General features: G+C 64.8%; 11 protein-coding genes. 9 read left to right on the forward strand and 2 right to left on the reverse strand.

Translation table 11 applies throughout. The features are described from left to right. Positions 1–46: 46 nt before the first annotated feature. Entirely contained in the window at positions 47–2,260 is a 2,214-nt protein-coding gene (locus tag ACFOW8_RS20055) for a 3'-5' exonuclease (RefSeq protein ID WP_378552483.1), read from the reverse strand. After that, positions 2,260–8,622 (reverse strand): DEAD/DEAH box helicase, encoded by a 6,363-nt coding sequence (locus ACFOW8_RS20060; RefSeq protein ID WP_378552485.1) that lies wholly within the window; start codon positions 8,620–8,622, stop codon positions 2,260–2,262. Before ACFOW8_RS20060 ends, ACFOW8_RS20055 begins: the two co-directional genes overlap by 1 nt. 502 nt (positions 8,623–9,124) lie before the next feature. Here ACFOW8_RS20060 and ACFOW8_RS20065 point away from each other — a divergent pair. The 9 genes from ACFOW8_RS20065 (at position 9,125) to ACFOW8_RS20105 (ending at position 21,505) form a co-directional block, all read left to right on the forward strand. Next, a complete protein-coding gene (locus ACFOW8_RS20065) occupies positions 9,125–9,502 on the forward strand; it encodes a hypothetical protein (RefSeq protein WP_378552486.1) in 378 nt (125 codons plus the stop codon). Further along, positions 9,499–10,182 (forward strand): helix-turn-helix domain-containing protein, encoded by a 684-nt coding sequence (locus ACFOW8_RS20070; RefSeq protein ID WP_378552489.1) that lies wholly within the window; start codon positions 9,499–9,501, stop codon positions 10,180–10,182. The genes ACFOW8_RS20065 and ACFOW8_RS20070 overlap by 4 nt, the downstream gene beginning before the upstream one ends. 3 nt (positions 10,183–10,185) lie before the next feature. Continuing rightward, positions 10,186–11,685, forward strand: coding sequence for a TIGR02677 family protein (locus tag ACFOW8_RS20075; protein WP_378552490.1), 1,500 nt, complete (start codon positions 10,186–10,188; stop codon positions 11,683–11,685). Beyond that, a complete protein-coding gene (locus ACFOW8_RS20080; protein ID WP_378552492.1) occupies positions 11,669–12,820 on the forward strand; it encodes a TIGR02678 family protein in 1,152 nt (383 codons plus the stop codon). Before ACFOW8_RS20075 ends, ACFOW8_RS20080 begins: the two co-directional genes overlap by 17 nt. Before the next feature lie 10 nt (positions 12,821–12,830). After that, positions 12,831–16,961, forward strand: coding sequence for a TIGR02680 family protein (locus ACFOW8_RS20085; protein WP_378552494.1), 4,131 nt, complete (start codon positions 12,831–12,833; stop codon positions 16,959–16,961). Next, positions 16,958–18,181, forward strand: coding sequence for a DUF2399 domain-containing protein (locus ACFOW8_RS20090; RefSeq protein ID WP_378552495.1), 1,224 nt, complete (start codon positions 16,958–16,960; stop codon positions 18,179–18,181). Before ACFOW8_RS20085 ends, ACFOW8_RS20090 begins: the two co-directional genes overlap by 4 nt. Before the next feature lie 77 nt (positions 18,182–18,258). Next, positions 18,259–19,767: a CBS domain-containing protein gene (locus ACFOW8_RS20095; RefSeq protein WP_378552496.1), complete on the forward strand. Its 1,509-nt coding sequence runs from the start codon at positions 18,259–18,261 to the stop codon at positions 19,765–19,767. An 841-nt stretch (positions 19,768–20,608) separates the two neighbouring features. Then, positions 20,609–21,031, forward strand: a complete 423-nt coding sequence (locus ACFOW8_RS20100; RefSeq protein ID WP_378552498.1) for a hypothetical protein — start codon at positions 20,609–20,611, stop codon at positions 21,029–21,031. Continuing rightward, the gene (locus tag ACFOW8_RS20105; protein WP_378552500.1) at positions 21,032–21,505 is read left to right on the forward strand and encodes a SitI3 family protein; all 474 of its coding nucleotides are present in this window, start codon (positions 21,032–21,034) and stop codon (positions 21,503–21,505) included. Positions 21,506–21,569: the final 64 nt, after the last annotated feature.

Below are 21,569 nucleotides of genomic sequence, written 5' to 3' on the forward strand. Positions count from 1 at the left end.
GACCGCTCGCCGAAGTTATTGCAGGTCGATATGAGTCGGCCGACGACTATCGCGGAACGGCCTGGAGCAGCACGGATCGCCGCCCGCTCCACGTCACAACGAGTTCGTCGCGTGCGCGACTGGCCGCGACGTAGAGCAGCGACCGTTCCCGCAACTCGGCTTCGGCCCGTTCCTCCTCGGGCGCCTCGGCCAGAACCGATCTGGCGGGCACGTGGGCCTCGTCGACACCGGCGAGAACAACCTTCGCGAACTCCATGCCCTTGGAGCGATGCATGGTCAGTACCTGTACGTGCCCCGGCCCGGCCGGATTGTCGTCGAGCACGCGGGCCTCGATGCCGCGTTCACCCAATGCCCGGACGAATTGGCTGCGATCGTTCTTGCCGCGCGTCAGGATCGCGATGCTCGACGGCTCGACTCCCTTGTCGAGCCAGGAACGAACGCGGGTGGCCACCTGGTCGAGCTCATCGGACAGCGAGGTGCAGGCGAGCAGCCTGGGTTCGGGTCCGGTGCGTGCCGAGCGATATCCGTGCGTGGATTCCGCGGCCTCTTCGAGGTCGTGGTACTCGGCGCCGGAGAGAATGGCGATGGCGAATTGGAGGTTCTGTGCGGTGGTGCGGTAGTTCAGCGTCAGACGTCGCGACCGTCCGACGATCTTGATGCCGAGCCGTCCGAGTACCACCGGCTGTCCGAAAATGCGCTGGTGGGAGTCTTCGGCGATGAAGATGTCGTCGGGTCCCTCGGCGACGAGCGCTCGGAGCATCGCCCAGTGGGTGGCGTGCAAGTCTTGGGCCTCGTCCACGATCACGTGATCGGCCAGGAAAGGCTCGCCCGCATTGCCGCGTCGACGCAGATACTCTGCCGCCAGCGCCAGTACCTCCGGGAAACTGACGGTACCGTCCATTCGGCTGCGGCGCCGGAATGCCTCGACGAGTTTCCAGACGGCGATGCGCTGCGAGCGGTTCAGCCGTACTCCCCGTCCCGCCCTGGCGACCTTCGCATAGTCGGCGACCGTGGTGACCTGGTTCGCCAGCACCACCGCGGTGTATTCGTTGTCGAGGAAAGCCGGGGTGGCCAGGCGCGGATCCAGGTCGGTATCCACCGACTTGGTGATCTCTCGCCACACTTTCACCGTGTCGGTCCGTCGCGGCGACAGCTCGGTGGCACTGCCGAGCACCGCTTCGGCAACCGGTGCCAGCTCGCGGGCACGGAGGAGTACATCACTGGCCAGTTTGTCGACGCCGTCGATGTAGACGCCGGTGTCGCCGGGCTTCGCGGCGATCGTGATGCCGGGTTCGAGGGTCTGCAGGTCGGCGTGCAGCTGGCGGGCGAGAGTTCGGTTGAAGGTGGTGAGCACGATGCGGGCGTTCGGATTACGTCGCCACAGATTGCGGGCTCGGTGCAGCGCGACCACGGTTTTGCCGGTGCCAGCGCCGCCGGACAGCCGGAATGCGCCGCTGTAGTGCTTTTCGGCATAGGTACGTTGTTCGGGGTGCAGGAACGTGCGCCACGCGGCGAAGCTGCCGCCTTCGATAACGCGCCGGAGTTCGTCGGCGTCGGCGCCGATGTAGGTGAACTGGATCTGGCTGGCGGGGTGTTCGAGCGCCTGCAGAATCTGGTCGTCCTCGGCAAGCGTCGGGTCGACCGGATTCTCGGTGAGACGCAGCTTCTCCCGGATGTCGTCGATCCCGAGGCCGCAGGCCAGTTCGAGCAGTGCGTCGCCCTGCCACCCGTCGACATCGGCGGCGATCGCGTTGATCACGTGGTCGTCCGCGGCGGCGAGCGCACGATCGACGAGGGTGGCATCGAGGCCGAGTTCCTGGGTGAGCTGTTCGGCGGTGAACCCCAATCGCCGCAGGTACCCGGAATCGACCTGGGGGCGAGCATGTTCGGGACCGGAGGTCACTGCGGCGGGCTGGTCCTCGTGGACGATGAGGTCGAGCACACCATTGACCGGGTTCACCTGCAAACCGGCACGGGGTGCCAATCTCGCAGCTGCTTCGTCCGGCCATGCGCCCATGTAGACGAAGGAGGCTTCGCCGCCGCCCGTTGGCGTCACCGAGAAGAGGATCGCTGTGTGCCCCAGCCCGATTCGGCTGACTCGGACCCGGTCGTCGCGAGCCCCCGGAACGGATTCGATCAGGGGGATCGCTGCCGATTCATTGTTCTGCAGCGTGTCGAGAAAATCGAATGCTCGCCGCTTGACCGGACCGTCGAGATCGTTACCCGACTTCCGCTGGCTGGTCATCACGATGTGCGCCATCACATCACCCCGTTCGTCTTCAGCGCGTCGACGAGTTCGGCTGGATCAGCCGGGCAGATCGTCCACCCCTGTTCGGTCATCGTAGGAGCCGCGTCGGGATCGCCTAGGAGGACCCCGATCCGGGCATCCGGCCAGCCGATGTCGATGACATCGCCACGGTCGGTTTCGACACCGAGCACCGGCACCGGTGCACCGATCGACGCCAGACCGAGCACGAGCTCGCGCTCGGCGTCGGAAATGGTGTCGTCGTAGAGTTCTCGCCACTGCGGCGTGAGTTCCGTCGCGGTGGCACGAGAGCTACCGGTGCGCGATGAGGTGCCCGGTGCGTCGGCGCGGATATTGCCGTTGCCGGAATCGAGCAGTGTGCGTGTGGTGATGGTGTGTCCGTCGAGGCCGAACCAATTGGACAGGCGCAGCCATTCCTTCCATGCGTGGCCTTCGCGAATCTCCAATGCTTCGTCGCGGTCGTCCAGCGCCAGGACCGCATCGATGGTCTCCATTTTCGCGGGCACGGCAGCCGTGACGGTCAATGGTCCGTCTGTGTAGGACCAGCAGTGGTACTCGCCCTCGCTGATCGGGGTGCCGGTGCCATTGATCAGGTCAAGCGCCCAGTCGCCGATCGCCGCACTGTCGCCCTTGGTCCTTCCGTTCTGCAAGAACATGAAGGGGAGCCACCGGCCGACGGCAGCCCAGGCGTCCCGGTCCGGGTCCACCATGAACTCGATCAACTGGGTGATCGGATCGGCCTGCAGGAGGTTGAACAGTGCGGGCCGCAGATTGCCTTGTTTCCGGGTGAGCCCCGCGAGTTTCTCGGTGAACCAACTGGGTTGTTCGGGCTGGGCGCTGATGAACCTGCGCAGGTCGTCGTGACCGAACGCCCACACCAGCACACCGCCGGAGCGGAGGATCTCGCGTTTGCGCGCATCATCGCTGACCCGGTTGTTGGGTGGCGCCGCATGGTATTTCCGCCCGTCGGCGAAGAGCGCGATGATCGGAATGTCGGGGTCGCCGGTGCGGAGCTGGAAGTCGGGTTGGCTGTTGCCCATCAAAACCTGCGGTTCCAGCTGCCAGGTCCGAATCTTGGTGCCGGGCAAGGTGATCGTCGCGGTGGGACCGTAGGTGCCTGGTCGTTCGGTGATGGTCGCGCCCATGGTTGTCAGCCGCTCGGTGAACGCCTTGTAGAACTCGCGCTCGAGCGGGGACTCAGGGCTGCCGATCGGGCTCGCCGGCGTCTCCTCGGTGATGGACTCCAGCCACCGGCCCGCATCCGGTTCTCCTCCTTGGCAGGCGAGCAGGTCGTCGAGCACCTTGGCGGCGGTGACGCGCGAAACCTTGTCGAGTTCGCGCGGCGGGGCGAACGGCAGCAAGCATTTGTGGCAGGCGAGCCGGTCCGTACAGTCACAGTTCTTGACGATGACACGAGCGGCCGCGAGCACTTCCCACACCTTGCGCGGGTCGGCGAAATCGGCGAGGTAGCCGGTGCCGCCGGGCACGGTGTCGTGGATCAGCAGCGCTCGTTGATGGGGCGCATGCAGCGCATCGGTGATCGCGGTGACATCGAGGTGTTCCGGCGAGCCGCCGATCACTTGCCGCAATCCGAGCAAAATGGCCGCGCTGAGGCTCGGATGGGCGAACGAGTCGTATTCGAGCCAGCCGGGCAGGTGCAGCAGCACGGCCTGTGTCCGCAATGTCCGCGCCAGCGCGATCTCGCGAACGTGCTTCTCGTCGTCGGCCTTTCGGTACTTGCACCAGCTCCGATGCTCGTGCGGCTCGTTGCGGCCCGCCACCTTGTCGAGCTGTCCGCAGCCCGAACACACGCGAAAGAGCCCACCGGTGGTGGAGTTGCCCGCGACCAGGCGTTTGCTGCCCTGAGAGTTACGCCTGCCCATATTGAGCCAGCGAATATCCATGCGCCGCAAGTATTCGGCGCCGAAGTCCTGCTCGGCGACGAACCAGCGTTTGGTGATGTTCTCCGGGTTGATATCGGCGGCGGTCAGCACGGTGAACGACTCCTGGCGCCGCTCGTCTCTGATGTCATTGATCGCGGCTTCGTCCCGCCGCACCTCGGCCGACACCTTGGCCATCTCCACCACCCGCAGCTGCTGGCTCACATCCGCGATCGCGGCGGTGTGGCAGCGGGGGCACTGGATCGGTGGCGGGGTGGGGTCGGCGCCATGGCTGATCCCGGCCCAGCCGCAGGACGGGCACACCCGCCAGGTGTGGATCGCGGATTCCCCGGCCCCGAGATCGACCGCATCGATCTCGACGGCCAGACCCTGTGCGTAGAAGGTCGCGCCCGGTGCGAGCTCGGTCAGCGCGACCCGCGACCCGCGCTGATAGCTGGCGGTGTCCTCGGCGTATTCGTTGGTATCCGGGTCGATCCAGGTGATGCCGACATCGAGGGAAACGGCGTCGTCGAGCAGGGTGTAGTTGGGTAGCACGCCATAGCGTTCGAGCACGCCCACCCAGTGCTCGGTGGTGAGGTCATTGATGCTCTTGGACAGCAGCCGCAGGGTGCCGCGCGCGGTGCGCAGGTCGCGGCGATCGTCGTCGGTCGCGGCGGGGGAGGCGGCGCGCTGCTCGAAATCCGGGAGGGCCGCGTCGACGGCCGTACGCCGATGGCGCAGCTCGTTGACGTCGCGGTTCCAGCGATGGACCGCTTCACGCAGGAGGGTTCCGAGCCCGCTGTGCTCGCCAAGCCCGGGTGGCGTCGCCCAGGTGCGCAGGCTCGTGGTCGTGGCCTCCCCGAGGAGATCGCCGAACTGCCCGAGGAATTCGTCGAGCAGGAGATCGGCGTCGTCGTCGGCGACCTCGATGAGGGTGCCCATCCATGTTCCGTCGTCGAAGCTCGACAGCACATTGGTCGCGCTGCCGGGATCTTCGGCACCGGCCTTTCGCGCGAGCCGGTCGACGATGTGTGCGACGTACTGCCGTTGCAGGATCTCTTCGGCGGTGAGGAAGGTGGCGGGCGGGCGCACCTCGCCCTGGATCACCGAGGTCGGGTCACCCAGCTTCGGCAGGTGTTCGCCGCGGCCACGCACGAACGCCAACGCGAGTGAGTTGCCGGTGAGACGGCCCGCGCGGCCCACCCGCTGCAGGTAGGACGACACGGTCCGTGGCATCGATCCGAGCATGACCGTCGACAGGTCGCCGATGTCGATACCCATCTCGAGCGTCGGCGTCGCGACCAGCACGTTCGGTGCCGTAGGGTCCGCGGCCGTTGTCTTGAACTTCGTCTCGTACTCGAGGCGGGTCTTGGTCGGCAGCAGCGAGGTGTGTTCGCGCGCGACGACACGCTTCATCTCCGAACTGTCGTAGAGGTCGCGGTAGAAGTTGTTGTGTTCGGCCGCCCTGACGAGGCGGCCGGGGCACCGGGTGAGCAGGCATGGGGCTCCGTCGAGCTGGGTGATCACGGCCGCGCTGCCCGGCGTCGGGGTTTGGCAGACATCGCACACGAGCAGGTACTTCATCCCGCTCAGCCCGTCGGCGTCGGGAACGCCGACCATCACCGTGTCGTGCGTCAACTGGTAGGCGGTGAGCGACTTCTCGGTGCTGACAGTGTTCACGACCCGTTCCTCGGCGAGCACCTCGAACAGTGCCCTGGCCAGGAATCCGCCCTCGTGGGGCGAGACATTCAGGCATTGCGCGGCCCACCGTGCGTACCACGACGAGGACGCCGTGATCGGGTCGAAGCCCTCGGGCACGGTACGTCCGCCGACAGCGGGGAAGGCCGGTGCCGGTCGGCCTTTCGGGAACGCGGGCATCCCCTGACCTCTCGGTCGGCCGCCCCATACCCACCGCCGGTTGGCATCTCGCTGGACATAGGTGGTGAGCCATTCGTGCGCGATCGCCCCGCGGGTGCGCATCCGCTCCGCGACACCACGCACCCACTGCGTGACGGCGGTCGGGTCGGGTTCGGAGAAAGCCAGCTGATGCTCGGTCCGTTCGAGCGCCGTGGTGCCGAGCTGGGCAACCCGCTGCGGTGAACCGAGATCCACCTCCGCGACCACGCTGCCGGTCAGTTCGAGGGTGCGACCGAGCCTGGACTGCAGACCGAATTCGAGATCGATGTCGAACTGTACGCGCCGGGCCACCGTCTTCGCGGCCTTGCGCCGCAGAGCCGCCGGGGTATCGGGCTGCCAGAACGGGGCGAAGGCCTCGTGTTCGACGATGTCCGGTGCGAGCAGGTGATAGCGCCGACCGGAATCCTCGCCCGCGCGTTCGAGTACGGCGTCGCGTAGTTCTGACAGGGTCAGCATCTGTTCGCCACTGACCCTGTCACCCAGGGCATTTCGGAGTGTCGAGCGCAGGCTGAGGGTGTGTGACCTGGCCTGGACGAACCCGGCGCGATGAGCTGCGTCCTGCACGCTGTCGGTGAAGACCAGGGCCTTCTTCTCACCGTTGTCGAGGTGCGCGTCGCCGAAAAGATTCGACAGGGCCACCGACAGCTGAGTGGCGATCGCGCTACCGAGGAACCGGATTCCGTCGTCGGCACCACACGCCGGGCACAGATCCTTGCGCGAGTTCTCGTCGGCATCGGGCCCGCTGAGGAAGAGCACCGGCAGAACCCGGCCATCCAGCAGCTCCGCGCTGTCGGCCTCGGGGCGCTGATCGACGATTTCCCTGTCGTCGACCCGGAACCACCGCAAGCCCTCGACGGATTCGTCCAGTTCAGCTTCGGTGGGTGCGGAGATCAGCGCGCGGAACCGCAGACCGCCCGAGGCGTGGTGGCTGCGGATGTCCTCATCGCTGGTGTCGAGGGTGGTACCCGTCGGTGCCAGCCGCACGCCCCAACCAGAGCGGCCGCAGTGCCGGCAGTAGAGCGAGGGGTAGTAGTCGGTGCCGGTGTCGTCGAGAGCGCCGTCGTCGGGCCAGCGGAACATCGGCGTCGCCGCTGCGGCCCTGTCGACCCGGGACAGTTCCCGAAACCACAGGTGCACATCGACATTCAATGCCGACCGCCCGACTTCGGCGCGCAGGTGTGAGAGCGCGGCGAAGAGATACCCGACATAGCGTTCACGGTGCGCGAGACTGCGTCCGAGATCCCGCTCGCCGGTCAGTGCGGGCAGCGCCGTCGCAGCCAGCTCTTTCACCGAGATCACGTCGAGCGCACTGCGCAGAATGCGCGCGACGGTTCCGTGTCTCTTGACCAGATCGAGCATCTCGGATTCGTCGAGCTTGTGCAGCCCGGCCGCGATCCGCTCGGGCGTATCGTCGATGTCGGAGGTGTGGCGGAACAGGGTGGCCAGCACCGCGGCGGTGAGTCGCTTGTTGGTGAGCGCCTTCGCAGCGGCCCGATCCAGCTCGGCGACAGCCTCGCTGAGGACCGGCTCCACCGGCGAGAAGGTTCGGTCGAGCGCGGTGCTCCGGTTGCCCAGCCATTCCTCGACATCGACCCGTGTCTCACCGATCAGGGTTTCCTTGCTGAACGGCTCGCCGAACACGGTTTCGGCGAAGTCCAGCATCTGGGTCGGTTCGCCCTTCGACCCGAGCGTCGCCGACGTCGCCACCGGGGTGATCTTGCCCAGCGGCCGCGCCCGGTCCTCCGTGGTGACCGGTGACTGCGTCGTCCAATGAGACTTGAGCGTGAGTCCTAGCCGGCGCAACAGCATCGCCACATCGGTACCCTGCGCGCCGTCGTAGGTGTGGAACTCGTCGAGCACCACGTACTGCAACGAGGTCGCCGACTGCCGCCACATCGGCGCCCGATCCGAACGCAGCAGCATGTGGTCGAGCATTTTGTAGTTGGTGAGCAGAATGTCGGGCGGCGAATCGTGCATGAGGCGCCGATCGGTGATCAAGCCCGCTTCGGAGACGAGCGTCCGCCCACCCGAGGACTGTTCGCCGGTGTAGAGCCCGGCCGTGACTCCCGCGAGCTCCGGGTGGCTGGTGATCATCTTCGCGAGCCGCTGTTCCTGGTCGTTGGCCAGCGCGTTCATCGGGTAGATGACCAGTGCCTTCATCCCCGATACGCCAGCCTTCTTGGCTCGCAGCACATGATCGAGGATCGGGATCAGGAACGACTCTGTCTTGCCGGAGCCGGTACCCGTGGTGACCAGCGTCGGCTGCGGTCGCGGATGGAACTTGCTCGACAGCCGTTCGAACGCCGCTGCCTGATGTCCATAGGGCTCGAAGTATTTGGGCCACCAGTTCAGATGCATGCCCCAATTGCCGCGTGCGGGGGCGAAAGGGAGGCGCAGCCGGACGTAGGGACCTTTGAACATGCCGTCGCGTGGATGTCCGATGAAGTCGGTGAGGGCGCCCCGGGTATCCGGGTCGGTCAGCGCGAAGGTCGTTGTCAGATAGTCGGTCAACCCTTCCCGCAGCCGCTCGGCTTGCAGGGTCGGAAGCAAGGCCCCCACGTGTGCTCCTCGGGTGTTCGGTCAGCTGTCGTGGCTGGTCGTCGCTGTTCGCCACGTCTGTCGGATGCTAGTCGACCGGATGATTCCGGCCGGAAGATCTTGCGACACGATGGCCGCCGGTTCGGGGTCGATGCTAACCGACTCGCGAAGGCATGTCAATGATTGACGATGTTTTCACTGAGCTGCGCTTGCTCAAGCTGGAGTGGTACGAATGAAGGGCGTCTTCCTAGGGCCTCGGCGCCGACCGATGTGGCCCTCGCTGCGGTGAGCCGCCCGACTTCCGGTGACATCCAGGGTGATTGGGTGCGGTGCATCGCGGTGAAGACCGTCGAGCAGTGCGGGGTCGAACTGGACGGCAACGGGCACTGGTCGGGGCGGTCGAGTTCGAGTACGGTATCGATCGCAGCGGGGGATCGCAGCGGGTTTCGCTCCCAGTCACATCTTTGCGTCAAAGTTCACGCGTTTCTGGATCGGGGCAGTACACTGCCAAGAAAGTGAAGTTATGTCTTCATTTGAGCTGGAGGTCATCTATGAAGGTCGCGCACTGACAGTGTTCGGCGTAGTGGTGCCTGGTCGCGGATGCCTCGCTTCGGCCTGGCTGGCCGGCCTACCGCTACAACCGCAGGTTCAGTTCCGGGCCAGGTTGGACAGGCTGACGGAGGTGGGCTTCCTGCGGAGCCCAGAAGAGATGCGCCCGCTGCAATGCCACGGCGAGCCACCAGTTCATGAGATCAAGACAAGGTCGGGACATCGGCTCTACGTCATCAGGTCGAGGCAGGACTGGGTGGCGACCCACGGCGCCGTCAAGCCGTCCGACCGCAAGGTATGCACGCAGGCCGAGCGGGCACGGGGGATCTGGAAGGAGGCGCAAGAACAATGACGACATGGTTCCGGCGGACGCCGGAGGCAGAGGCGCTGTTCGCGGAGGAGCGTCTGCTGCTGTCGGCGACCGAAATGGTGCACGGCGCGCTGGACGCGAAGCGCATGAGTAAGAAGCAGCTGGCCGAACTGCTCGAGGTGACGCCGACGGAAGTGAGCCAGCGACTCAGTGGCAGACGCAACCTGACGTTGCGAAGCCTGGCTCGCATGATGCACGCACTCGGTTATCGCGTGCGGCTCGACTCCGAAACGATCAGTGGGGCACCCGGACTCGACGCCGTCGGCACGCGGGTGAAGCGCCACCTCATGGATCGAGGTGGATCGCCCGAGCGGGCGTGGTCGGTGTGCTTCCGGGCCTCGATCAGCGCCGACGGCATCAAGGATCGGGCCGACTTCGCTGCCCATATCGAGGAGTTGTGGTCCAATCTGCAGACACTGGACCACATCTCATCCGCCCGGCTCGATCACCGCGAGGGCCAGATCATGGTCGAACTGCAGGTCCGGGCAGACGACCTGCTCCAGGCTTGCACCCGGGGTACCGCCGCGGTGCGCACTGCGATCCATAGTGCTGGTGGTGGGACTCCCGGATGGGAGAAGGAGATGGAGCGGTTGGTTCGCCAGCTCCGACTGGACGTATCGTCCGGATCGGATTGCCTGGACGAAACGCGCGGTCAGGTTTAGCTCGTGACTGATCAACGCGACACCGCGGCGCATCTCGATCTCTTCCGCTACCTCGCCGCGGACGAACGGATGGACTACATCGCCATCATGTCGCGGTTCACCGCGTCTTTATTGGCCGACATGTCGGCGTCGACTGTGGTCGAGTTGCTCGATCGTGAGGGTCTGTCGCTGGATTCGGACATGGTCGAGGCCAGGTGCAGGCAGCTCGTCCGTTGGGGGAATCTGGTGCCCTCGCTGCGAGACGCGCGAGTGAGCTCGGTGCGGGACTACCTCCGCGCTCGCTCCCGATATCAGGTTTCGAGTTTGGGTGGCCGCGTGCACCGCGGTGCGGTGGAGATCATGGAAGCCGCAGACGGCGCTCGTGAAGTCGCTCGGGAGTTGTTGGGTGAGATCGCGGACTCGCTGGCGGAGGTCATCGCGATCACGACACTGCCGCGGTCGGCGGACCGGGCGGACAAGCTGGCCGGCGTCGTCACGACGATCTTCAACAACCAGCGGCTCTTCACCGCGAGCGTCACCGACTTCTACGCCTATATCGCCGGCGTGCTCAGCCGGTTCGACCTGCACGGCGACGAGTACGCGCAGTTCAAAGGCCTGCTTCTCGACTACGTCGATCTGATCACCGCGGATGTGAACCGTCACGCGCCCTTGATCGCCGAACGTCTCGCGATCGTGTCGCACAGCCTCGACGAACTCCTGTCCATCCTCGACTCGGTGGCACGGCTCGAACTGGGCGATCTGGCGACTGTCGAAAGGGCAGGCGGCCGAAGCCGATCGGACTGGGCACAACTGCAGCAGTGGTACACCGGCTCGGGGCAGGACTCCGGGCCGGAACAGTTGCGGGCCGCGGCGGGGCAGGCGCTGGGGCAGCTGTTGGCCAATGCCAAGCGAATGCTCCATTCGACCTCCACCGGATTCTCCCGCCGCGCCGATCTGCTGCGTCTGGCCGGCTGGTTTCAGCACTCCAGCGACGACGAGGCGCACCAGTTGTTCACCGCGGCCTTCGGCGTCTGGTCGACCCGACACCTGTCCCTCGGCCCGGACGAGCCGGACCCCCGCGTGGGTCCGATGACATCGTGGATCTCCGCCGATCCGATCGATGTCCCGGTTTCTCTGCGGGAGCGTGGTACTCGGGCTGCGAAGGGCCGATCGGCGAGAGTGCCCGACATCAGCCGAGACCGCGCGGTCGTCGAAGCCGCGGCGCGAATGGAGGCAGAGCGCAATGCGCTGGTCGCCGCCGAACTGTCCGCGGCCGGGCACCTCGACGGTGCTCACCTGTCACCACAGGCCCGAACGGCACTGCTGGATGAGCTTGCTCGCCTGCTCGCTGCCGACACATCCACCATCACCAATCACGACCTCGGTGTGGTGCTGCACGCTGCCCCGGGCGGGTCGACGACGGTCGACTCGCCCGATGGCTCATTGATCGTCCGTGGGTATCAGCTCAGCTGCCGTCCGGTAGCACCGGCCTGGGTGGAAGAACGCGATGGTGACGTCGGATAGATCTCTCGCAACGGACAAGCAGGACGCGGCGGAAACACGGGAAGCCGCGCGGATCCTGCTGCGGACACCGATCGTGACTGCGGCACGTGCCCCGGAAGCGATGGCGTTGATCCGCAAGCATGCGACTGCCTTGCGTCGGCTTTTCGCGGTGAATATCGGCTATCACCTGGTGGTGGAGTCGGGGTTCGCGCGTCTTGCCAAACTGCCGCCGGAACCACACGCTGCTGCCCGGAGCCTGGCTCGTCGGAATGGAACGCGATTCGGCGCCAGGGGCTACACCTTGATCGCACTCGCGGGAGCAGCGCTGTTGGCTCCTGGGGTTGGGGAGCAGATCCTGTTGTCGACGTTGGTGACGCAGATCCGCACCGACGCCGCCCAGCAGGGGATTCCCTTGTCGGATGGGATCGGTGATCGCCGGCAGCTGGTGGCCGCCTTGGCGGTTCTGCTCGAGTGGGGTGTGCTGACCGAGGTAGACGGGACGTTGGCGCAATGGGGAGAATCGGGTGACGAGGCATTGCTGACGATCTGTCGCCCGCTCCTGCCACACCTGCTCGTCAAGTCGATTGGACCGGGTACCGCATCCGCGGATGTGATTGCGCCCCAACCTGATGCGCCGCGCCGGTCGCTCCGGCGGCGGCTCGTGGAGGAACCGGTCGTGCTGCGGTCCGATCTCGGACCGGAAGAGCTCGATGTCCTTTCGCGCGAACGATCCGAGCTCACCCGGATGCTGAGCGACGCGTTCGGCCTGGTGCTGGAGGTGCGGGCCGAGGGCGCGCTCGGCTATGACCCGGGTGGTGCGCTGTCGGACATAGAGTTTCCGGGGTCTGGGACGGTCAAGCAGGCTGCCTTGCTGCTGATCAGTGGGTTGCTCGATTCGGTCGATGACGATGCGGCGGCGATGGAGTTCACCTGGCTGCTGGTCGACTCTGTGGTGTCCGGACTACTGCGTGCACATGGACGGGCTTGGCGAAGTGAATATGCCGGAGTACCTAGAACTTTGCGAGACGATGCTGTTGAGCTGCTTGTCTCGCTTCGGCTGGCCGAGACCACTCCGGACACACTGATACTCCATGCTGCTGCGGCACGCTATCGGCCCAGGCCCAACTCCACCGGCACCCAGCTGGCGTTCGAATGAGGAGCATGCCATGAACGCACTGGCCATGAAGCATTTCGAGGACCGGTGGCGGCTTTCGCGCGCCGGGATGGTGAACGTCTGGCACTACATCGACACCGAATTCATAATGTCAGGTGGGCGGCTGATCCTGCGCGGCAGCAACGGTTCCGGAAAGTCCAGAGCATTGGAGATGCTGCTTCCGTTCCTGCTCGATGCCGACCGCCGTCGCATGGATGCCACCGGCTCGCAGAAGGTGAGCCTGGACGAGCTCATGCACACCGGTATCGGTTCTCAGACCAACCGGGTCGGCTATCTGTGGCTGGAACTGTCCCGCCCTGGCGAATACCTCACCCTCGGTGCGCACATCAAATACAGCGCCTCCGCGCGTCGGAGTGAAGTCAGGTTCTTCACGACCGATCTGCGTGTCGGGGACGACTTGATTCTCATCGGGGAGAACCGGGATCCACTGCCCAGGGAGAAGCTCATCGAGCTCGTCGGAGCCGCCAGGGTCGGCGACGCCGATCTTCATCGGGAAGCTGTGCGCACCAAGGTGTTCGGCCTCCATGGCGAAACCGGGCGTGACCGTTTCACCGGCCTGATGCAGTTGCTGCACACGTTGCGATCACCGGACGTCGGCAACCGCATCGACGAGGGCAAACTCCCACAGATTCTGTCCGATGCGCTACCGCCGCTGAGCGAGCAGATGCTCGATGCCGCAGGCGAGCGGCTCGACGACCTGTCCGAGACCCGGTACGCCCAGCAACGGCTGTCGGAAACACTCGAGCATGTGCGAGCCTTTCACCAGGTCTATCAGCGGTATGCGGCAACGACGCTGAGCAAGGGTGCCGCGGTAGTGGAGTCGTGCCTGGCCGCGGTCCACACGGCGGAGGCGGCACGGGTAGAAGCGGACGACGAGGTCGCCACCCTGGCAAAGAACGCCACGACGGTCGCCGAGAAGATCAGCGAGCACGAAGAGGAGCGAGGAACACTCGTCGGCGCCATCGAGGTCCTGCGCGAACGACCGGAGTTCGCCGATGCCGAGAAGCTGCAATTGCGGGATGACCGGCTCGTATTGCTTCGTTCCACCGCCCAGACCGCCTTGAACGCGGCCCAGTCGGCTCGATCGGCCGAGCAACAAGCAGCTGACGTCATGACGCAGCAGATCGACAAGGTGGCAGAGACCGTTGGTACAGCGGCCGAGCTGCTCGGCATCGCCAAAGACCGGTTGATCGCCTCGAGGCTCGGCCTCGGTGAACTTCCCGACGTGATCAGTTGCGACCAGGAGAGTGGGCCCGCGCCGACTGCGACCATCCAGAATACTTTGGATGGTCCGCCGGTCTCGATAGCGAGGCCTGTTCTGCGTGCAATGGCCTTGGACCCGCCAGACCCTCGGGTGGTTGCCGATGCGGCCGCGCGCTGCGGTGAGGCGGCTTTCCAGCGAGGGCAAGTAATCGAACGTCGAACCGACGAGGCACATCGGCTCGACCGTGATCTCGGTCGGGTCAATGATCAGGAGGATCGCGCCGAGCAGGCTGCTCGAGCAGCGGAAGAGCGCAGGGCCGCGGCCATCGCAGATGCCGACGCCCGCGATGAACTGGCCATTTTGTTGAATCAGCGATGGCGCGAATGGGTTTCGGCATCCGAAACCACTCGCCTGCTGCCGGACGTCACCTGGCCCGCAGTGATTCGCGACGTGCTCGCCACTGATGACGAAGTGCTCTGCGGTGATGCCGATCCTGACGACGCTGTCCTGTCGGAGCTCTCGTCTACCGCTGAGCGCGTGGCCGGGCAGGTCAAGGAGAAGTTGGCGCTGCGCCGCCAGACCCTGACCAACGAACAGCGCGCCGACGACAGCAGGCACGACGAGTTGGCGCAACGTCGCACCGACCTCGAGGCCAAACGCGATCCGGAACCTCCGTACGCGCCGTGGCACACAGGGCATTCCGGTGTTCCGCTTTGGGTGGGCGTCGACTTCCAACCGCAGGTGAACCCGGAAGACCGCGCCGGTATCGAGGCAGCGTTGCTCGCCTCGGGCCTTCTCACCGCAACGGTCACAGCTGATGCGACGGTCCGCGCCGCGGACGGCGAAGTGCTCCTGACAACGTCGGCAGCGGTCTGCGGCTCGCCGATATCGGCAGTCCTGCGCCCTGACCCAGCCGCGAGCATTTCGGAAGATGTGATCGCCGCAGTACTCAGCCGTGTCGGGTTGCACGATCCCGAGAGTGTGGCGTCGATCGGCACTGACGGAAGCTGGCGAAACGGGGTTCTTACCGGCCGACACAGTCAGCTCGCCGCCAGATACATCGGCGCTGCAGCGAGAGCTGCCGCACGCGCGAGCGAACTGGAAGAGATCAAAGCAGAGCTCGCCGAACTGGACACCGCGAAGGCGCACCGCGCATCGCTGATCGACGAGCTCGATGCGCATCGCACCACTCTCGATGCGTACTTGGTCACCGCTCCGCGCACGCTCGGGTTGGAGCTGAAGCGGCAGGCCGCGCGCACATCGGAGGAGGAAGCGACCAAGGCCGAAGCCGACGCGCTGGCTCAGCGAAAGGCGGCCGCAGCGGCACGCCAGGTGTGGAGCGGCGAGTACCACACGCACAGTCAGCTGTGCGAGAGCGCGGACCTGCCGGTCGCGGCCGACGCGCTGACAGGCATCGGGAAGTTGTGCACGCAGTCCCGAGAAGCTTGCCGGGAACTGGAACGCGCGATCGCCTATGTTGTCGATGCCGTCAGCAGGCTGAGTGATCTCCCATCGCGGTTCGCCGAGGCGGGAGAGCAGCGGATCGCGGCCGAGAGCGAGGCCGAACGGTGCAGATCCGAGTGGGTGGTCGAGGCGGCGGAGATCGCTGCCAGACACGCCGCACTCGACCTCACCGTGGAGGAGCTGACGAATGAACTCAAACGAAGCACGGCTGCCCTGAAGGACACCGAAAGCAGGCTGGCTGATCAGCGCAGTCGCGAAACCGAGATCGCTCGCCGGCTGGCAGTGGCCGAACGTGACCGAGAAGAGTCGGCTGCCACGGTGAAGCGGCGTCATAGCGAACTGCGCGCGGCCACCGCCGCATACGACGCACGGTTGCGGCTGCCCGGTCTGGCCGCCGCCGCCTCCGCGACCTCAGTGGAACGCATCGACGACCTCACGGACCTGGACCGCATTCGAGAGGTCGTCAGAAGTGCCCGAGCCGCATGGAAGGTGGCTAAACCAGCCGACCTGAACGCGCTCATCACCGCGTTGAAGCGGTTCGAGGCCGGAGTCAGCGGCCAACTGGATATCGCCACATCGGTCGAATCCGATGCGTATCTGGTGCATATCGAGGGGGCTGAGGAACACCACGACTGCACGTCTGTGCTCAGGTACCTGACCGAACGCGATGAACAGGGACGTGCTGCCCTGTCCGAGCGGGAGCGCCAGGTCTTCACCGAGTTCGTTCTCGGCGGCGTCGCCGATGAGCTCCGGCGTCGAGTCGATCAGGCGGATGAGTTGATGACGGCAATGGACAAGAGCTTGTCCGGCACCCGCACCAGTCACGGCATCGGGGTATCCATCGCCTGGGCACTCGACACCACGGACCCCGAGCTGCGGCGCGTCATGGACCTCATCCGGATCGTCGACGACCTCCGCGATGAAGACAGCGACGAGGAGCTCGTCCGGCTGATCCGGCGCCGCGTCGAACAACTCCACACGGCCGATTCCTCCGCCGGCTACGCGGCACATCTCCGTGCCGCACTGGACTACCGGTCCTGGCACACCGTGCAGGTGACCATCCTCGGACCCGATCCCGGGCAGCGGCGCCAGATCTCACGACGAGCCAAGATCTCCCAAGGCGAAACACGGTTCGTGTCGTACGTGGCCCTGTTCGTCGCTGCCGACGGCTTCCTGTCCGGCCTCCCGGAGAGCGATCGCGCTCTGCGCCTGGTGCTCCTCGACGATGCGTTCGCCAAGGTCGACGAGCGAGCGATCGGAGAGTTGATGGGGCTGCTGGTGCGCCTCGATATCGACTTCGTGATGACCGGGCACGCGCTGTGGGGCACCGTGCCCGAAGTCCCCGCACTCGATATCTACGAGATCCGAAGGATCGGCGGCAGCGCGGTGATCCCGACCTGGATCCAATGGAACGGTCGCAACAAGACCTATATGCAGATGGTGCCGTCCGCATGAGTATGCCCGCGAAGACCAGGACCTACTTGGCCGACGCCTCGTTGGCCGAGGTCTGGCAGAAGGTCCGAAAGCGGCTGGAAACCAACGGCCACCGCGCGGTCGGCACAGTCACTGTCGAGCTGGATAGTGCTGCAGCGCAGCGACTGTCGGGCCTGCCGGGGATAGCTGTCCGTCCTGGACAGCGCCGCCTGAAGCTGGCCGAGCTCGATGAAGCGCTGAGAAGGAGCGCGGCGAAGGCGGGTTTGGTTCCGGTCGTCGCAGACCTCACCGGTGGGCCACTCCGTGACCGCCCCTCGGAACGCCTCGAGCGCGCCGAAACGGTGCGACAGCTGTGGGATGGCGTCGAGCGGGCGCTGCATGCGAACGGCTTCGGCACCGCCGATTGGGCCCGATCCTGGATTTCCTGGCTGCATCAGTCGACGCTGCTCGTCCGGGGAGGCGACGCCGCGGTCGCGGAGTTCGAGGTGGCCGCACGAGCGTTGGCGATTGTGCTGGCCGAACCGGGGACCAGCCGAATGCTCGGCGAACTGGCCAACACCGTCGGCGGATCCTCGCACGCACTCGACGCCGACCAGCTCGCCGGTCGAATCGCTCTGCGCGGCTTGGGCTTCGCACTCGGCGTCGAGGACCCGCAGACACCCCGCGGCAGAATCGAACTGTGGGAACAGGTAGGGGTTTCGGTCGACAGGATCTCCGGTACCGTCCTGATCTGGGCCTTCCGGCCGCCAGGGCGAGACGCCTGGTCCCGGATGATGCAGATGCGCGCCGACCTCGGTCTGATCAGCCACATGACAATGGCGGAGCTCGCCGTCGCTCCGAACGCTCTCGTCCCCACTCGGGAGATCGTCAGTGGCTGTGAGAACCCGCAGGTCCTGCAGCGGATCGCCGAATCCGGAATCGATCGGCCGGTGGCCTGCTTCAGTGGGAACCCCTCGTCGGCGGGGCAGCTGTTGGCCGCTCGCGTCGCACTCCGCTATCACGGCGACTTCGATTGGCCCGGTGTTGCGATCGCTGCTCGCATGATCGCGGCCGGCGCTGAGCCGTGGCGGATGGGCTCGCGGGACTATCAGGAGGCGGTCTCAGCGGGAATACCCCGCATTCCGCTCGCGGGACGCTCAGTCGCGACGCCGTGGGATCCAGATCTGCAGGCTGCGATGGAACGCGCCGAACAAGCGGTGCATGAGGAATCGGTGCTGAACAGCTTGATCGGTGATCTGTGAATGCGGGAGGCTCGACGCAAATGCCCCGCCGAGATGGAATGATAGGCGCATCACAGGGTGGACCGGAGGGGAACACAGTGCGGGCATGGACAGTACGCGGTGGATGGGACGGTCACCGTGAGGAGACGGCACTGGCGATCGGCGCGGCGATCGCAGGGTGGTCCGAAGTTCGTCACGATCTGTCGGACCTGGAGACCTTCGACGACCTCTGCACCCTCCTCGATCAGTGCTATCCCGCGGAGAGCGAGCGGACACGGAAGAACTGGGCGCATCAGATCTGGCGCTTCCTGCACGAGATCGCGGTCGGGGACTTCGTCGTGATGCCCCGGAAGTACCGGGATGTCGTAGAGATCGGCCAGATCATGGGCGGCTACAGCTATAGAGCTGACCAGCCCGCCGGGTACCGGCATATCCGGCCAGTGAAGTGGCTCAACACCGTCGAAAGAGCAGCCATCTCCGGTGACCTCCGAGACAGCATGGGCACCTTGCTCACCGTCAGCGAGCTGAGCCGCCGCGACGCGGCTGAGCGCGTGAAGGCACTGGCCGAGACCGGGATCGACCCCGGATACTCCGGCGCCATCGCAGCACCCTCCGACATCGCTGCGCTGGTATCGGATGTGGACACGGCCGGTTCGCGTCAGCTGTCGGTACGAGACCTGCTGGGCCTGTGGGGTTTCGGTCGCCGAACCGCCGACGCGCTCGAAGAGGTCGGCACGGCGCTGCAAGAGAACGGCCTTGCCGTACGCCCGGACTTCACGACCGTCCAGCTCGACAGCATCGTCACCGTGGTGGCGAACGATCCCGAAGACGCCGAAGCTGCCCCCGCGGTGAGCGGAAGCGACGTCGTCGAGACAGGAAAGAACGACCTCACCTGGCGGGTCGGCAATGTTCGCCAGCAGATGGCGGTGGTGGCGGTCCAGCAGACCGACTCGCTCCACAAGGCGATCGAGCTCATGGTGACGAAACGCCTGTCGCAGTTGCCAATTGTCGACGGACACCACCGACTGGTCGGCGTGGTGACCTGGGAGAGCATCGCCCACAAGTCGATCACCGGTGCGGCCAACGACCTGTGGAACGCGCGGGCGGCCCAATACCCGCCGGCCGCGCACAGTGAGCAAGAACTGTTCAGCCGCATGGACGATATCCGCAAGTTCGGGTTCGTCATCGTGGTCGACTCCGAGAACGTGGTCACCGGCATCGTGACCGCGGCGGACCTGGCTGATGAGCTCGAAGCGCGGGTTACCCCGTTCATGGTGCTCGAGGAGCTGGAACGTCGCTTGCGGCAGGCGATCCACGGTCTGCCGCAGCAGCTTCTTCAGTCCGGCGGCAAGAAGAAGGTCGAGAAGCCCGAGGATCTCACACTGGGCAACTACTCGTACCTGCTCGATAGGGCGGAGGTATGGAAGTGGCTGGGCTGGCCGTTCGAGCAGCCGCGCCTCGTCGAACGGCTGCGCGCGGTCGCCAAGTACCGGAACGAAATCGCACACTGGAACATCGACGCGCCCGAAAACGAGCCCCAGAAGCTGGCTGATGCGAGGGAGCTGCTCGACCTCCTGAAGCTGGTGACGCCGACCCGCGAGAAGTAGCAGTCCGTGTCCACGGCCCATCACAGCGGGGCCAGGCCACTGGTCGATGCCGAACCCTCGACGGCGATGGTTCAGGATGTTGTTAAGAATTCGGATACGGAAAGTGGTCCCGGCGGTGTAAAAGAATGACGAAAATGTCGACCCGATCAAGTAGGAGTTAAGTGCCACAGATGGACTCTGCTGATAGACCTAGCGCGAGGCGTAAACGGCGAAAACTCACTCCGGAGCAGAAGGCCGAATTTGCGAAGATTAGTGCTGATTCCCGGGAGCTACTAGAACAATTCGCGGACCGTTTGCGGCCCGGAGTGCTGGCGCAGTGCCGAACTTTCAGTGAGGTCGGTGAGTGGACGCTGTTGGTTGACAATCTGTGCGCCAGCCTAGTGAAAGATCAAATCTTGGTCGGCCTGGCCGAGCGTGACGCACTGGCTGATCTGATGACATTATTGGGGGATCCCAAGGAAAATGCGTATCTAGTGTACATAGATAGTTATGATGGAGTGCTGGAGAGGCTGAATGTGGACCGCCCCCGATAAGGTTGATGTGGAAATCCTGCACCGGGCGGCGGGTTGCTTATCTGCGGTCGATCGGTGACGCTGCCGGTGGAGGTGGTGCCGGTGGCTCGGAAGTCGGAGGTCGGATGTTTTCGCTAGGCCTCTCACGCCAGAAGAGGGACGCAAACTTGCCCGGTTGAAGGCCAGCAGCGACCCGGAGTTCGCGATGGTGAACAACAATTCCCGGAGTGAAGGTAGAGTAACCAGTGTGCAGTGGTAGGAGTGTCAAAGACATAAAGGACCTGCGTCAAGAATTGTTTGCTTCCGGAGTCGCGTCAGAAGATGAGATCGTGGGATGTTCGGCCAGCGAAATGGAAGATGTATCTTCCAGTGCCGGTTCATTCCGTTTACCAGATCAGTATCTTGCATTCTTGCAGGTAATGGGCAGGAGGGCCGGAAACCTGTTCAAAGGTACCGACATCTTCTATCCCAGATTGCTGGAAGCTCGAGAAGCTGCGATCGATGTCGCCAGCCAGGGCGGCGAGTCGCTCTCTCTCGAAAATCGATTCTTCTTTGGCCATCATCAAGGCTACAAGGTGTATTTTTTCGAACCCAACTCCTCCGCAGTATTCGCGTATCAGGAAGGTCACCCGGAGGTCAGGATGCTTGCAAAGTCATTGCTGGCGTTTCTCCAACACGCACTGGAGTTGCGGTGGCACCAGAGAAGTTGGGGTCACTTACCGGTGGGCCGGCCCCGATTGATGAGGCCCTAGATGGCACTCGACTACATGGTGGCGCTCGCAACAGATCGAAGCGTGTCCGAAATTTCCGCATTGGTGAACTCGACTTGCTTCTCAGGCGATATTTCCGGTGAGGCAATTGCGACCAGCCTCATTGATGGTGTTTCGGTTCGGCGTGGGCTATTTATTCGCGTAAGCACGGCCCGATCCCCAACGTGGGGTGACCCCATAGAGGAGGAATTCGGATTCAAGCCCACGGTGTCAATATTTTTAAGATTGGATAAGACCGAAGTCCTCGATGCTCAAGTTACCGATATGTTGTTCATTGCGACCAAACTATTTGCGGCTACATCCGACGGCATGATCGTATACTTCTTGGAATCCGGCGACGTTTGGGCGATTCGCCGTGCAGGCTGTCTAGAAATAAATTCAGCCGACTATATGTGGACACCTGAGCGCATCGAAATGTTGCATCAACCGTACACCCTTATGTCGTATGTTCTTTGAAGCGGCTGGCTGAGCGCTCGTGCCGGTTCGCCGGATGTTGATTACGAGCCGCGGCGCGGTCGTA

The organism is Nocardia rhizosphaerae (genome assembly GCF_042650365.1).
Taxonomy (GTDB): domain Bacteria; phylum Actinomycetota; class Actinomycetes; order Mycobacteriales; family Mycobacteriaceae; genus Nocardia; species Nocardia rhizosphaerae.